The organism is Promicromonospora noduliphila (assembly GCF_056951025.1).
On record NZ_CM167806.1, the window covers coordinates 3,417,635 to 3,431,052 of the forward strand.

Consider the following 13,418-nt stretch of genomic DNA (forward strand, 5'->3'; position numbering starts at 1 on the left):
AACCTCAGGCAGCGGCCGGGGCGTTGACGTCCGCCGGCAGCGCGTCCTTGGCGACCTGGACGAGGGCGTTGAACGCAGCCACGTCGTTGACCGCGAGCTCGGCGAGCATCCGGCGGTCGACCTCGATGCCAGCGGCCTTGAGGCCCTGGATCAGGCGGTTGTAGGTCAGACCCTGCGCGCGGGACGCAGCGTTGATGCGCTGGATCCACAGCTTGCGGAAGTCACCCTTCTTCGCCTTCCGGTCCCGGTATGCGTAGACGAGCGAGTGGGTGACCTGCTCCTTCGCCTTCCGGTAGAGGCGAGAGCGCTGGCCGCGGTAACCGGCGGCGCGCTCGAGGGTTGTACGGCGCTTCTTCTGGGCGTTGACCGCCCGCTTCACGCGTGCCACGTGAGACTCCTTGTACTTCGGGGCTGGAAGGGTTCCCGGCGGCGCCGGTCAGGCGCGCGCCGCAAGATCACTTACCGAGCAGCTTCTTGATCTTCTTGACGTCGGCCGGTGCGACGGCCTGGTCCATGGCCAGACGGCGCGTGCGGCGGCTCGACTTGTGCTCGAGGTAGTGGCGGGCGTTGGTCTGCTCGCGCATGACCTTGCCGCTACCCGTGACCCGGAACCGCTTCTTGGAGCCGGAGTGCGTCTTGTTCTTCGGCATGACTGCCGTCTCTCCTCATGTCGGTCGACCGCTGCTGGAGCGGCGACGTTTACCTGGGCCGGTACGCCGGCCCGGTGTCGTGGTGGTCTTGGGGACCGATGGCCTCAGCCGGCCTTGCGCGGCGCACGCGGCTTGGGCGCCGCGGGCTTCGGCGTCGGCTTGGGGGCCGGCGACGGCTTGGGCGCCGCCTTGGCGGCAGGCTTCGCAGCGGGCTTTGCCGCAGGCTTCGGCGCCGCCTTGGCAGCCGGCTTCGGCGCCGCCGCCTCAGCGGGGGCCTCTGGCTCGGGCGCCGTCTCCGCGACGGGCTCGGGGGCCGGCGTGGCCACGGGCGCCTCGACCTGCTCCTCGGCCGGCTCCGACTGCTCGGGCGCGTCCGCGGCACGGGCCTGGGCCTTGGCCTCCGACTTGGTCATCCGACCCGCGTTGACCTCGGCCGCGCGCTTGCGCTGCTCGACCTTGGCGTCCGCCTTCTTCTTGACCGGCCCGAGGACCATGGTCATGTTGCGGCCGTCCTGCTTCGGCATCGACTCGACGAAACCGAGGTCGACGACGTCCTCGGCCAGGCGCTCCAGCAGACGACGACCCATCTCCGGGCGCGACTGCTCGCGGCCACGGAACATGATCATGACCTTGACCTTGTCGCCTGCGGAGAGGAACCGCTCGACGTGGCCCTTCTTGGTGCCGTAGTCGTGCGGGTCGATCTTGAGACGGAAACGGATCTCCTTGAGGACCGTGTTCGCCTGGTTGCGCCGGGCCTCTCGCGCCTTCATGTCGGACTCGTACTTGAACTTGCCGAAGTCCATCAGCTTGGCGACGGGCGGACGGGCGTCCGGTGCGACCTCGACCAGGTCGAGGTCGGCGTCCTGGGCGAGCTTCAGGGCGACCGCCGTGGCAACCACGCCGACCTGCTCCCCGCCAGGGCCGATGAGTCGGACCTCGGGAACACGGATCCGGTCGTTGATGCGAGGCTCGGTGATGGTGATGCTCCTAGAAAGTCGTTGGTGGACCACCAGGAACGAGAAATGGCTCCCGCCCTGAACACAGGTGGAAGCCATCGCACGGAAGGGACGACAACAGATGCCGTGCCGTCCGACCGGGACCCGGACACTGTCGGTGCCTCTCCTACGATCAGCGGAGCGGCGCTCTGTCGTGACTCGGGTGGGATGGGATCCACTTGGTGTACCTGGCTTCGCAGTGTCAACTTCGAAGTGTCAACCACGGTGCCAGGTCGGTCGCAGACAAGATTAGCACGGCGCGGCCCCCGCCCCCAGCCCGGCGGGCTGTGACGTGCGACCACGACGTCGGCACCGCCCCGCCGCCCGACAGGCCCCGCCGTCCGGCCGCGGTGGCTCCGCCGTCAGACCACGCCGGAAACCACAACTGGAATGATTCCAGTTTAGGGTCTAGGGTCGTGGACATGACGCCGACCGCCCCCGCGGCCGCGACGCCGGAGGAACTGCTCCGTGGCGCCGGCCTGCGCGTGACCGCCCCTCGTGTGGCGGCGCTGCACGCGGTGGGCGAGAACCAGCACGCAACGGCCGACGCCGTCCTGAGCTCGGTCCGCGCGGAGCTCGGCACCGTGTCCGTGCAGGCGGTCTACGACGTGCTGCACGCGCTGACCGACGCGGGCCTCCTGCGCCGCATCGAGCCCGCCGGCCACCCGGCCCGCTACGAGCGCCGCACCGGCGACAACCACCACCACGTCGTCTGCCGCGTCTGCGGCGCCATCGGCGACGTGGACTGCACCGTCGGCCACGCGCCCTGCCTCACCCCGAGCGACGACCACGGGTTCGTGGTCGAGACCGCAGAGGTCACCTACTGGGGCCTGTGCCCGGACTGCCGTGCCCGCGACGTTGCGGCGGAGGCGTGACCGCCGTCGGACCGCCCCGCCACCATGCCGCCCACCGAGACCGCCCACCGAGATCGAAGAGACTTCCGGCCCCGCTGGAACCCGCAAGAACCCCCGCAAGCAGCAGAGGAAGGCAAGCCACGAGATGACTACTCCCTTCACCACCACGCAGACCGGCACGCCGGTCGTCAGCGACGCGCACTCGCTGACCGTCGGCGCCGACGGCGCAACGGTCCTCCACGACCGCTACCTGGTCGAGAAGCTCGCGCAGTTCAACCGCGAGCGCATCCCGGAGCGGATCGTGCACGCCAAGGGCGGTGGCGCCTTCGGTGAGTGGGAGATCACGGGCGACGTGTCGCAGTACACGCGCGCCGCGGCCTTCCAGCCGGGCGCGAAGGGCGAGGTGGCGCTGCGCTTCTCGTCCGTCGCGGGCGAGCTGGGCTCCCCCGACACCTGGCGCGACGTGCGCGGGTTCGCGCTGCGCTTCTACACGACCGAGGGCAACCTCGACATCGTCGGCAACAACACGCCGGTGTTCTTCATCCGCGACGCGATCAAGTTCCCCGACTTCATCCACTCGCAGAAGCGCCTGCCCTGGTCGGGTCTGCGCGACGCCGACATGCAGTGGGACTTCTGGACCCTGTCGCCGGAGTCGGCCCACCAGGTCACCTACCTCATGGGCGACCGGGGCCTGCCCGCCTCGTGGCGCGAGCTGAACGGCTACGGCTCGCACACCTACCTGTGGACCAACGCCGCCGGCGAGAAGTTCTGGGTCAAGTACCACTTCATCTCCCGCCAGGGCGTGAAGTACCTCAGCAACGACGAGGCCGCCAAGATCGCCGGTGCCGACGCCGACTACTACCGCCGCGACCTGTACGAGGCGATCGAGCGCGGCGACAACCCGGTCTGGGACATCAAGGTCCAGGTCATGCCGTACGACGACGCCAAGACCTACCGGTTCAACCCGTTCGACCTGACCAAGGTCTGGCCGCACGCGGACTACCCGCTGATCCACTTCGGCCACTTCACGCTGAACCGCAACCCGAAGAACCACTTCGCGGAGATCGAGCAGATCGCGCTCTCCCCGGCGAACCAGGTGCCCGGCACTGACATCTCGCCCGACAAGATGCTGATGGCCCGCGTGTTCTCCTACCCGGACGCGCACCGCTACCGCGTGGGCACCAACTACCAGTCGATCCCGGTGAACCAGCCGCACGCCGCGCCGGTGCACAACTACTCGCAGGACGGCGCGCAGCGCCACCACTTCAACGAGGTGGGCGTGCCGAACTACGCGCCCAACTCGTTCGGCGGCCCCGTGGCCGACCCGGCCCGTGGCCAGGACGGCGCCTGGGAGTCGGACGGCGAGCTCGTGCGCACGGCCGCCACGCTGCACAGCGAGGACAGCGACTTCGGCCAGCCCGGCACCCTCTACCGCGAGGTCTTCGACGACGGCGCCAAGGCCCGTCTGCTGGAGACCCTGACCGGTCAGGGGCAGGCCATCACCGTCGACGACATCCGCGAGCGCTTCTTCCAGTACTGGACGAACGTCGACGAGGAGCTGGGCGCCAAGCTGCGCGCGGCCGTCTCCGCCTGACGTCTCCGGACGCGACCGAGGCCGGGTTCCCGTGGCGGGAACCCGGCCTCGGCTGCGTCCGGGAACTGCATCAGGGATCTCCGCAGTTTCCGGGCGAGCTTCTTGCCCGACGGCGTCGGCGGCCGCTAGCGTCCTGGATGCGCTCTAAAGCGCTTTAGCGTGGACGGCGCCCACGAACCGCACAGAACAAGGGAGTCAACGATGTCTCGCTCGCTCAGACGACTCGGGGCCGCTCTCACGGCGGGCCTGCTGGCACTGACGGCAGCGGCCGGCCCGGCGACCTCGGCACCGAAGCACGACCCGGAGGCGGCACCGACCGAGGCCTCGCACCGCGTCATCGCCTTCTACCAGACGATCTACGAGACCGGCTCCGACGGCGTGCGCCGGTACGTCGACCCCAAGCCCCTGCTCGGTTCGGTCACCGACGTGAACGTCGGCGCGATCCACCTGAACGCCGACGCCTCCCTCACGGTCAACGACATCCCCGCCAGCCACCCCGAGCTCGGCGTGATGTGGGACGACCTTGCGACGATGCAGGACCAGGGCGTGACGGTCAGCGCGTTCGTCGGCGGCGCGGCGCCGGGCACCTACCGCTACCTGCGCGAGGACTTCGACCGGTTCTACCCGGTGCTGCGGGACTTCCTGCGCACCTACGGCCTGGACGGCGTGGACCTCGACATCGAGGAGACGTTCTCGCTCACGGACACGATCCATCTGGTCGACCGGCTGCGCGCCGACTTCGGTCCCGACTTCGTCATCACCCTCACGCCCGTCGCCACCGACATGGCCGGCCGGTCGAGCTTCTCCGGCGGCTTCTCCTACGCGGAGCTCGAGCGCCGGGCAGGCGACCGGATCAACTGGTACAACACCCAGTTCTACTGCGGCTGGGGCGACCTGCGGTCCACCACCGTCTACAACCAGATCCTCGCCAACGGGTTCACGCCCGGCCGCGTGGTGGCGGGCACGGTGACCAACCCGGCCAACTGCAGCGGGTACGTGGACTGGCCCACCTTCGACGCGACGGTCGGCTCGCTGGTGGACGCTCACCCGGACTTCGGCGGCGTCTTCGGCTGGGAGTACTTCAACTCCGTCGGGTACAACGGCGGCGGGCGCGCGAGCTGGTTCGCACATGCGGCCGACGTCGTCGGCTCCTGAGTCGCCAGGAGCCTGATCGCCGGCGCTTGTCGAGGTAGTTTGGTGGCCGCCCGGGAACAGTTGCTCCCGGGGGTGGGTAACGCTGTGTAGACAATGTCTACTGCAGCGTTACCCACCCCCGCGAGGACCTCTTCCCGGCGCCTTCCGGAGCGCTCGCGCACCGGGCAGCACACTGGCTCGGCGCCTAGCTCGCGAGCAGCTCGACCTGGGCGAGGACGCCCCCGTCGGCGAGCTCCAGCCGCAGCCCCGCCGACCCGGCCAGCGGCACCGGCTCGTCCAGGACGAACGGCCTCAGTTGGCCGGGCCACCGCCACTCCTGCCCTGAACGCTCGTCCAGCACCTTCCCCTCGTCCGTCACCAGGCGCCATGCCGACGGCGGCCGGACGTCCGACGGCGGCGGGACGTCGCCCCGATCCGCCGAGGAGGTCGACGTGGAGAACGAGGAGGTGAGCGTGTAGGCACGCAGCACGGCATCCTGCGCGCCCTCCCCCGCGAGCTGCCACCGCAGCGTCCCTGCGACCATGACCGATGTCGTCAGGTCGCCGTCCGTCAGGAGCGGCATCGGCTCGCCGGCACCGCCGTACCAGCGGCCACCCACTCGCCGCCACGGCCGGCCGGATGCGGCCACCGAGCCGGCACTACCGGTATCAGCGCCGCGGCCAGCAGTATCCGCAGCAGCGCCAGCACTAGCACCAGTGCTGGCGTTGCTCCGACCGTCCGGTGTCGGCACGCCCCAGCGTGTAGGTGTTCCGGACAGGGTGAACCGCAGGGTTGCTCCCCCGACGAGATCCTCGTGGTTCACGGACGGTGACGTGACCGCCCGTGCGGTGCCGTCGCCGTCGGACACGGAAAGACCCGCCACGTACGGGCGGCCGGCGGCGCCGGGGGCCTCGACCACGAGGTCGCCGTCGGGGCGATGTACCACGGCGCGCTCGAAGAGCGGCGCGGTGACGGCCCAGCGCGGAGAGCCGATCTCCAGCGGGTACAGGCCCAGCGCCGAGAGCACGTACCACGCCGACATCTCGCCGTTGTCCTCGTCGCCGTGGTAGCCCTGCCCGATCTCGCTGCCCGTCCACAGCCGCGTGAGGATCTCGCGGACGGTCTCCTGCATGCGGTCGGGCCGGCCCGCGAACAGCCACGCGTACGGGATGTGGTGCGACACCTGGTTGGACTGCCCGAGCTGGCCCATGCGCACGTCGCGCGCCTCGATCATCTCGTGGATCACGGACCCGTAGGTCCCCGGCTTGTCCGCCCGCTCCGGGGTGGCGAAGAACCGGTCCAGCAGGCGCGCCAGTCCCTCGGTACCGCCGTGCAGGGCGGCCAGGCCCGCGCCGTCGTGCACCGGGTGGAAGAGGAAGTTCCAGGCGTCGGACTCGGTGTAGTCACCGCCCCACTCGCCGGGGTCGAACGAGCCGGAACCGAATACCCTGTCCCGGCCCCGTCCCCGGAAGAACCGCGTCTGCGGGTCGAAGAGGTGCACGTAGCCGAGCGCGCTCTGCCGGAGGTAGGCGGCCTCGTCGCGCAGGGCGCGGCGACGCTCGTCCGGGGTCGCCGGCGCCTCCGCGAGCGCCTGCGCCATCCGCGCCAGCCCGGCGTCGTTGATGTAGCCCTCCAGGCTCCAGGACACCGACTCCTCGACGTCGCGCGGCACCCAGCCGTGGGTCAGCGCGAAGTCCTGGCCCTTGCGGCCCACGCCGGACCGGGTGGGCAGCGCCGTCGCGTTGCGCAGCCCGGCGTCGTAGGTGGCGAGCGGGTCGGGCAGCGGCACGCCGCGCAGGTAGAGATCGGCGAAGGCGACGTCGGACGACGTGCCGGTCATCAGGTCCGCGTAGCCCGGCGACGACCACCGGGCTACCCAGCCGCCCTCGCGGTACTGCTGCACGAACCCGTCCGCCAGCCGCGCGGCCTCCCGCGGGTACAGCAGCGCATAGGCCGGCCAGCACGTGCGGTAGGTGTCCCAGAAGCCGTGGTTCACGAACAGCTCGCCGGGCACGGCGGGCGCACCGTCGAGCACGGGCGAGGCGTGCACCGCCTCGCCGTCGGCCCCCACCTCGGTGTACGAGGACGGGTACAGGTTCAGCCGGTACAGGTTGGAGTACAGCGTGACCTGCTGCTCCTCGGTGGCACCCTCGACGTCGAGCACGCCGAGACGGTCCTCCCACTGCGCCCGGGCGGCGTCGGCCACCTCCTCGAACGACCCCGACACCTCCCGCTCCAGCGCGAGCCAGGCGAGGTCGTGGCTCAGGTACGACGTCGCCACGCGCACCTCGACCGTGCGGCCCGCCACGTCGTCGGGTACGGCCGCCGCGCCGGGTTCGGCGCCAGTTCGGGTCGCCGCGCCGGGTTCGACGGCGGCCGAGTCCAGCGCCACCGTCGCGTAGGTGGCATGGTCCCGCCCGCTGGCCCGGCCCGTGCGCAGCACCGGCCGCGAGATGCGGCCCACCACGTACATGCGGCTGCGGCCAACGGACAGCGCGCTGCCGTGGTCGCTCCAGCCGGTGAACGTCCCGTCGTCGTGCACCGTCACCTCGACCGGGGCGCCGTCCGCGCCCGCGTCGCTCACGGCGTCGATCAGCAGGTGGCCCGTCGTAGCGCCGGGCGGGAAGGTGAACCGGAGCACGCCGCCGTGGTCGGAGGCCGCGACGGCCACGCTCGCGCCGCCGTCCAGGTCGACCGAGTACAGGTGCGGCCGGGCCGTCTCGTCGTCGTGCGAGAACGCGATCGCGCGGGCCGCGAGGGCGGCGTCGGGGATCTCGTCGCCGCGCCCGTCAGGCCCGCCAGACACAGACCCAGCAGATCCGTCAGGCCCGCCAGACACAGACCCAGCAGATCCGTCAGGCCCGCCAGACACAGACCCAGCAGATCCGTCAGGCCCGCCAGACACAGACCCAGCAGATCCGTCAGGCCCGCCAAGCGCGGGCCCGCCAGACTCGTCGGACCCGCCAAGCCCAGGCCCGCCCGACCCAGACCCGGCGGGCCCGGCCGGGACCAGGTGGAACGCGAGCTGGTCGCGGTCCCCCATCCACGGGCTCGGCTCGTGCGAGATGCCGATGCCCTGCAGCCGCGGCCGGTTGTCCGGGCCGTTGTGCGCGGCCCACGAGTAGAGCCAGCGGTCCGACGACGCGTCGGTCAGCGGCACCCACATCGTGAAGCCGTTCGGCACGGCCGCGGCCGGCACCGTGTTTCCCCGGGAGTACGCGCCCGACGAGTGGGTGCCCCGCCGGGTGTCCACCAGATCGGTCCGCCAGGCACCACCATGCCCGGCGTCGTCGCGACCAGCCCCGCGGCCGACAACACCACGATCAGCGCCACCGCGACCGGCACCACCGCCGACGACACCCCGCACCGCACGCGGCCCCACGACCACCTCGTCGAGCCACACCTCGCAGCTCCCGCCGTCCGGCGGCGCGGTCACCAGGGCGGCCGCGCGCACGCGCCGCCCGGCCGCGGCCACGCCGGACAGGTCCACCCGGACCAGGTTCCAGTGGTCGGCCAGCAGGATCCGCGCGTCCCCCTGTCCGACGGCGGTGGCGGGCATGCCGTACTGGTCCCTGAGGCCCGGCGCGCTCTGCGACAGCCACGTGCCGTCGTCGAGCAGCAGGTCGACGGCCACGTAGGTGGAGCGGTAGGTGAGGTCGCCGTCGAGCACCGGCAGGAGGGCGTAGCGCAGCTCGATGCCCGCCTCGACCGGCACGTCCAGGCCGTCGAGGACCACCGTGCGCGCCGCGCCGTCGTGCCGCACCTGCCGCGCGTGCGCGCTGGTCAGCCCGACGCCGGGGCGCCCGGCCGGGGCGTACGCCGGGCCCGTCATGCCCGCGTCCGCCGGGACGTGCCCCGTCACGCCGCACCCGCCGGGACCGGGCCCGTGCTGCCGCGCACGGTCAGCTCGGGGGTCGGCGCGCCCACGACGTCGGGCACGGGCTCGCCGCGGACCAGCGAGAGCACGGTCGCCGCCACGAGCTCGCCGAGCTCGAACGTGTCGCGGGTCATCGCCGTGAGCGGCGGGTGCGCGAGGCGCACGAGCTCGGAGTCGTCGAAGGAGGCGACGGAGATGTCGCCGGGCACGCTGAGCCCGGCCCCGGCCAGTACGGTGACGCCGGCGAGCGCGGCGACGTCGGAGTCGTAGACGATGGCGGTGGGCCTTTCGTCGCGGGCGAGGAGCGCCCTGGTGGCTGCCGCGGCCTCGTCCTGCGAGAAGTCCGTCGGCACGGTGGTGATGCGCAGGCCGAGCCGGGGCCCGGCGTCGTGCAGGGCGGCGACCCGGCGCGCGGAGTGCACGTACGCGGGGATGCCGCCCACGTGCCCCACGTGCACGTGCCCCAGCGCGGCGAGGTGCTCGGCGAGCGCGGTCATGGCGGCGTGGTCGTCCGGGAACACCGCCGGCACGGGTCCTGGCACGCCGTCACCGCCGACCAGCACCGCGGGCAGGCCCATCCGCACCAGCTCGTCGGGGCGCGGGTCGTCCCGCTCCAGGTCGAGCACGACCACCCCGTCGGTGCGCCGCTCGGCCGCCCAGCGCCGGTAGACGTCGAGCTCGGCCGCCATGTCCTCGACGACGAGGAGCTGGAGGGCCACGAGGTCGGTCGACAGCCGGGCCTGCAGCCCCGAGACGAGCTGGGCGAAGAACGGCTCGACGCCCAGCGTCCGCGCCGGGCGCGCGACGACCAGGCCCACCGTGTCCGCCCGCCGTCCGCTGAGGGCGCGCGCGGCGACGTTGGGCCGCCACCCGAGCTCGGCGACGGCGGCCAGGATGCGGTCCCTGGTCTGCTCGCTGATGCCGGGGCGGTCGTTCAGCGCGAACGACACCGCCGTCGGCGAGACACCGGCGTGCGCCGCGATGTCGGCGATGGTGGGCCGTCGGCCCTGGCTCTGCGTCACCCCTTGATCGCTCCCTCGGAGACGCCGCGGAAGAAGTACCGCTGCAGCACCGCGAAGAACACGACGATGGGGATGAACGCGATCATGGTGCCCGCCGCCACGACCCGCGGGTTGTTCGTGAACGTGCCCGACAGGTACTCCAGGCCCACCGTGAGCGTGAAATGGTCCGGCGTGGTCAGGACGATGAGGGGCCACAGGAAGTCGTCCCATGCGCCGATGAACGAGAAGATCGCGATGACGGCGAGCATGCCCAGCACGTTGGGCAGGCCCACGTGCAGCAGGCGCTGCCACGCGTTCGCGCCGTCGACGATCGCCGCCTCGTCCAGCTCCTTGGGGATCGCCGCGAACGCCGTGCGCATCAGCAGCACGTTCAGCATGCCGATGGCGCCAGGCAGGGCGACGCCCACCAGGGTGTCGGCGAGCCCGAGCTGCCGGATCGTCAGGTACTGGGCCACGATCGTCGCCTCGCCCGGCAGGAGCAGGGTCAGCACGATCGCGCCGAGCACCAGCCGGACGCCGCGGAACCGCAGCCGGGCCAGGGCGTACCCGGCCATGGTGGCGCCAACGATGTTGCCGACCACCACGATCCCGGCCACCACGAGCGAGTTCCCGGCGAACCCGAGGATCGGGACGGCCTCGAACGCCCGCACGTAGTTGTCGAGCGTCGGCTCGCTCGGCAGGAAGCTCGGGCTGGCCGTATAGATCTCCTCGCCAGCGCCCTTCAGCGACGTGGAGAGCTGCCACAGGAACGGGCCGATCGTGATGAGCAGCACCAGGACCAGCAGCACGTAGCGCAGCACCACCTCGCGCGGCGACGGCGTCGCGAACCCGCGCGCCCCCGTGCGTGACGTGACCTCGCGTGAGGTGACCTCCCGTGACGTGACCTCCATCAGTCCCTCCCCCGGTTGATCCGCGCGATGACCAGCAGCGGGCCGAGCGTGATGACGAACAGCAGCAGGGACAGCGCGGAGGCGTACCCCAGGTTGCCGCTGAACCCGCGCGCGTACATCTGGATGAGCATGACCACGGAGACGTCGGCCCCTCCGATACCGCCCGTGCCGTTGGTCAGGATGTAGAGCTCAGCGAACACCCGCAGCGCCGACACCGTGATCATCACCGACACCAGCAGCATGGTGTTGCGCACGCCGGGGACGGTGACGGACCAGAACCGGCGCAGCGCGCCGGCCCCGTCGACGGCGGCGGCCTCGTGCAGCTCGCGCGGCACGCCGCCCAGCGCCGACAGGTAGATCACCATGTAGTAGCCCAGGCCCTTCCAGATGGTCAGGCTGATGGCGCTGAACAGGACCAGCCAGCGGTCGGTGAGGAACGGGACGGCCTCCGTGATGAACCCGAGCTGCAGCGCCATCGCGTTGATGATGCCGCGGTCGTCGAGCAGCCAGCCCCAGATGAGGGCGACCACGACGGCGGAGGCCACCACGGGCGTGTAGAAGGCAGTGCGGAAGAACGCGATGCCGGGCAGCTTCTTCTCGACCAGCACCGCGAGCCCCAGCGGCACGATCAGCAGGAACGGCACGCACACGAGCATGTAGACGATCGAGTTGACCAGCGCGGTGGCGAGCTGGGCGTCGCTCAGCATGCGCTCGAAGTTGGCGAACCCCACGAGCTCACCACCGGAGAGCACCCGCACGTTCGTGAAGGCGAGGAAGAACGCGTTCGCCGTCGGCCAGAGGTTGAACGCGAGCAGGAACACCACGGCCGGGGCCACGAGCAGCCACGGCGTGAACCAGGCGTGGGTCCGGACGGCGTGCGTGCGGGGCACGGGCTGCGGGGCGCCGGGCCGCAGGGCCCGGACCGCTCGGGTCCGGGCCCCACGGGCCGCCGTCACTGGTCGGCGAGCAGCTTGTTGCACTCTTCGACCGCTGCGTCGAGGGCTTCCTGCGAGGTCTTGTCACCGGCGATCGCCGCGGCGAACTGCTGGTTGATGATGGTGGTCATCGCCTCGTTGACCTCCACCGGCTGCAGCACCTGCGCGGTGGTCAGGTTGCTGAACGCTATCGCCTTGGCGTCGCCCTGCGGCGAGCCGTCGCTCTCGGCGAGCTCCGGGTTCTCCTGCGACGCCGAGGTGGACGGGAAGACGCCGGGCACCTCGGCGGCGAACGCCTCCTGGTTGGCGGCGTTCGTCACGAACTGGGCCAGCGCTATCGCCGTCGGCAGGTTCGCGGACTGGCTGGAGACCGACAGGCCCTGCACGTACAGCGGGGTGGCGCCCATGTACGGCGACGGCGTGATCTTGCCGTCCAGCGAGGGGTTGTTCTCCAGCACGCTGTCGATGAAGTTGCCGCCGCCCGTGGACCAGGCCACCTTGCCCTCGGTGAAGAGCTGGCTGTTGCCGAGGTAGGCGTCGGTGAGCACGTCGTCGGGCATGAGGCCGTCGGCGTACGCGTCGCGGTAGACGTCGAGCAGCGCGGCCGCCTCCGGCGTGTTGAACGTGAACTCGGTGCCGTCGTCGGACAGCACGGGCAGGCCCTCCGCAGCGAAGTCGCCGAGGCCGGGCTTGCGGCTCATCAGGTACTCGCCGGTCGCGTCCATCATCGTGCGCGCCTGCTCGACGAGCTCGTCGAGGCTGGTGGGCGGCGCCGCCGGGTCGAGGCCCGCGTCCTCGAACATCTCGGTGTTCCAGTAGTTCAGGTCCGTGGTGAGGTACCACGGGTAGCCGAACGTGCCCTCGACGCCCGCGTACCGGTACGCCTCCAGCGCGCCGGCCACGTAGGTGTCCGCCAGCGTGTCGTCCACCGTCGTGAGGTCGGTGACCATGCCCTCGCGCGCGAGCGAGAGCGCGAAGTCGGGCGGCAGGTTCGTGACGTCGGGCAGCTCACCCGCCGCCGCCTGGGAGAGCACCTTCTCGGAGTAGCCGTCACCCGGCTGGTCGAGCCAGGTCACCTCGGTGCCCGGGTACTCGCTCTCGAAGTCGTCGATGACGCCCTCGACGTACTCGGTGAAGTTGGGCTTGAGCGCCCACGTCTGGAGCGTGACCTCGCCGGTCACCTCGCCCGATGCGTCAGCACCGGTGTCGGTACCCGCGCCGCCCGCACCGTTGAGGGCGCAGCCGCCGAGGGCGGCCAGCACGGTCAGGGCGACCCCCGCAGCCCTGATCCTCCTGATCTTCATGACAGTTCCTTCCAGCAGATGCATCGTCGCGTCCTGGGGTACATGCCGTCGCTCCGCGCCGACTAAAGCGCTTTAGCACCGACAGCGTCCCGGCTGTACCCGGGTGCTGTCAAGAGCTGGCGCCGCGCGATCGGCAAAACGTCAGGTGGTCGGCAGAATGTCA

The 13,418-nt window shown here is 71.3% G+C and carries 11 protein-coding genes; 3 read left to right on the top strand and 8 right to left on the bottom strand.

Going from position 1 to position 13,418, the window contains the following annotated elements; genetic code table 11:
* Positions 1–4: 4 nt before the first annotated feature.
* The 3 genes from rplT to infC form a co-directional block, all read right to left on the bottom strand.
* The gene (rplT, locus tag AC0QU1_RS15040; protein ID WP_483570387.1) at positions 5–388 is read right to left on the bottom strand and encodes a 50S ribosomal protein L20; all 384 of its coding nucleotides are present in this window, start codon (positions 386–388) and stop codon (positions 5–7) included.
* 67 nt (positions 389–455) lie between these two features.
* Positions 456–650, bottom strand: a complete 195-nt coding sequence (gene rpmI, locus AC0QU1_RS15045; RefSeq protein WP_483570388.1) for a 50S ribosomal protein L35 — start codon at positions 648–650, stop codon at positions 456–458.
* A 104-nt stretch (positions 651–754) separates the two neighbouring features.
* Positions 755–1,705, bottom strand: a complete 951-nt coding sequence (gene infC / locus AC0QU1_RS15050) for a translation initiation factor IF-3 (RefSeq protein WP_483570389.1) — start codon at positions 1,703–1,705, stop codon at positions 755–757.
* Positions 1,706–2,067: 362 nt separating this feature from the next.
* On the opposite strand from infC, the gene AC0QU1_RS15055 reads away from it, so the two are divergent.
* The 3 genes from AC0QU1_RS15055 to AC0QU1_RS15065 all read left to right on the top strand — a co-directional run bounded on the left by AC0QU1_RS15055 (position 2,068) and on the right by AC0QU1_RS15065 (position 5,248).
* Positions 2,068–2,520 (top strand): Fur family transcriptional regulator, encoded by a 453-nt coding sequence (locus AC0QU1_RS15055; protein ID WP_483570390.1) that lies wholly within the window; start codon positions 2,068–2,070, stop codon positions 2,518–2,520.
* 124 nt (positions 2,521–2,644) lie between these two features.
* Positions 2,645–4,093, top strand: coding sequence for a catalase (locus tag AC0QU1_RS15060; RefSeq protein ID WP_483570392.1), 1,449 nt, complete (start codon positions 2,645–2,647; stop codon positions 4,091–4,093).
* Between the two features lie 201 nt (positions 4,094–4,294).
* Complete coding sequence (locus tag AC0QU1_RS15065) at positions 4,295–5,248, top strand: glycosyl hydrolase family 18 protein (RefSeq protein WP_483570393.1); 954 nt, start codon at positions 4,295–4,297, stop codon at positions 5,246–5,248.
* 184 nt (positions 5,249–5,432) lie between these two features.
* On the opposite strand, the gene AC0QU1_RS15070 is transcribed toward AC0QU1_RS15065, so the two are convergent.
* From AC0QU1_RS15070 to AC0QU1_RS15090, 5 genes are read right to left on the bottom strand one after another with little or no spacing between them, the layout of a single operon-like run.
* Positions 5,433–9,089, bottom strand: coding sequence for a GH92 family glycosyl hydrolase (locus tag AC0QU1_RS15070; protein ID WP_483570394.1), 3,657 nt, complete (start codon positions 9,087–9,089; stop codon positions 5,433–5,435).
* Complete coding sequence (locus AC0QU1_RS15075) at positions 9,086–10,126, bottom strand: LacI family DNA-binding transcriptional regulator (protein WP_483570395.1); 1,041 nt, start codon at positions 10,124–10,126, stop codon at positions 9,086–9,088. The genes AC0QU1_RS15070 and AC0QU1_RS15075 overlap by 4 nt, the downstream gene beginning before the upstream one ends.
* The gene (locus AC0QU1_RS15080; protein ID WP_483570396.1) at positions 10,123–11,016 is read right to left on the bottom strand and encodes a carbohydrate ABC transporter permease; all 894 of its coding nucleotides are present in this window, start codon (positions 11,014–11,016) and stop codon (positions 10,123–10,125) included. Before AC0QU1_RS15080 ends, AC0QU1_RS15075 begins: the two co-directional genes overlap by 4 nt.
* Positions 11,016–11,972: a carbohydrate ABC transporter permease gene (locus tag AC0QU1_RS15085; RefSeq protein ID WP_483570397.1), complete on the bottom strand. Its 957-nt coding sequence runs from the start codon at positions 11,970–11,972 to the stop codon at positions 11,016–11,018. Before AC0QU1_RS15085 ends, AC0QU1_RS15080 begins: the two co-directional genes overlap by 1 nt.
* Positions 11,969–13,255, bottom strand: a complete 1,287-nt coding sequence (locus AC0QU1_RS15090) for an ABC transporter substrate-binding protein (RefSeq protein WP_483570398.1) — start codon at positions 13,253–13,255, stop codon at positions 11,969–11,971. Before AC0QU1_RS15090 ends, AC0QU1_RS15085 begins: the two co-directional genes overlap by 4 nt.
* Positions 13,256–13,418: the final 163 nt, after the last annotated feature.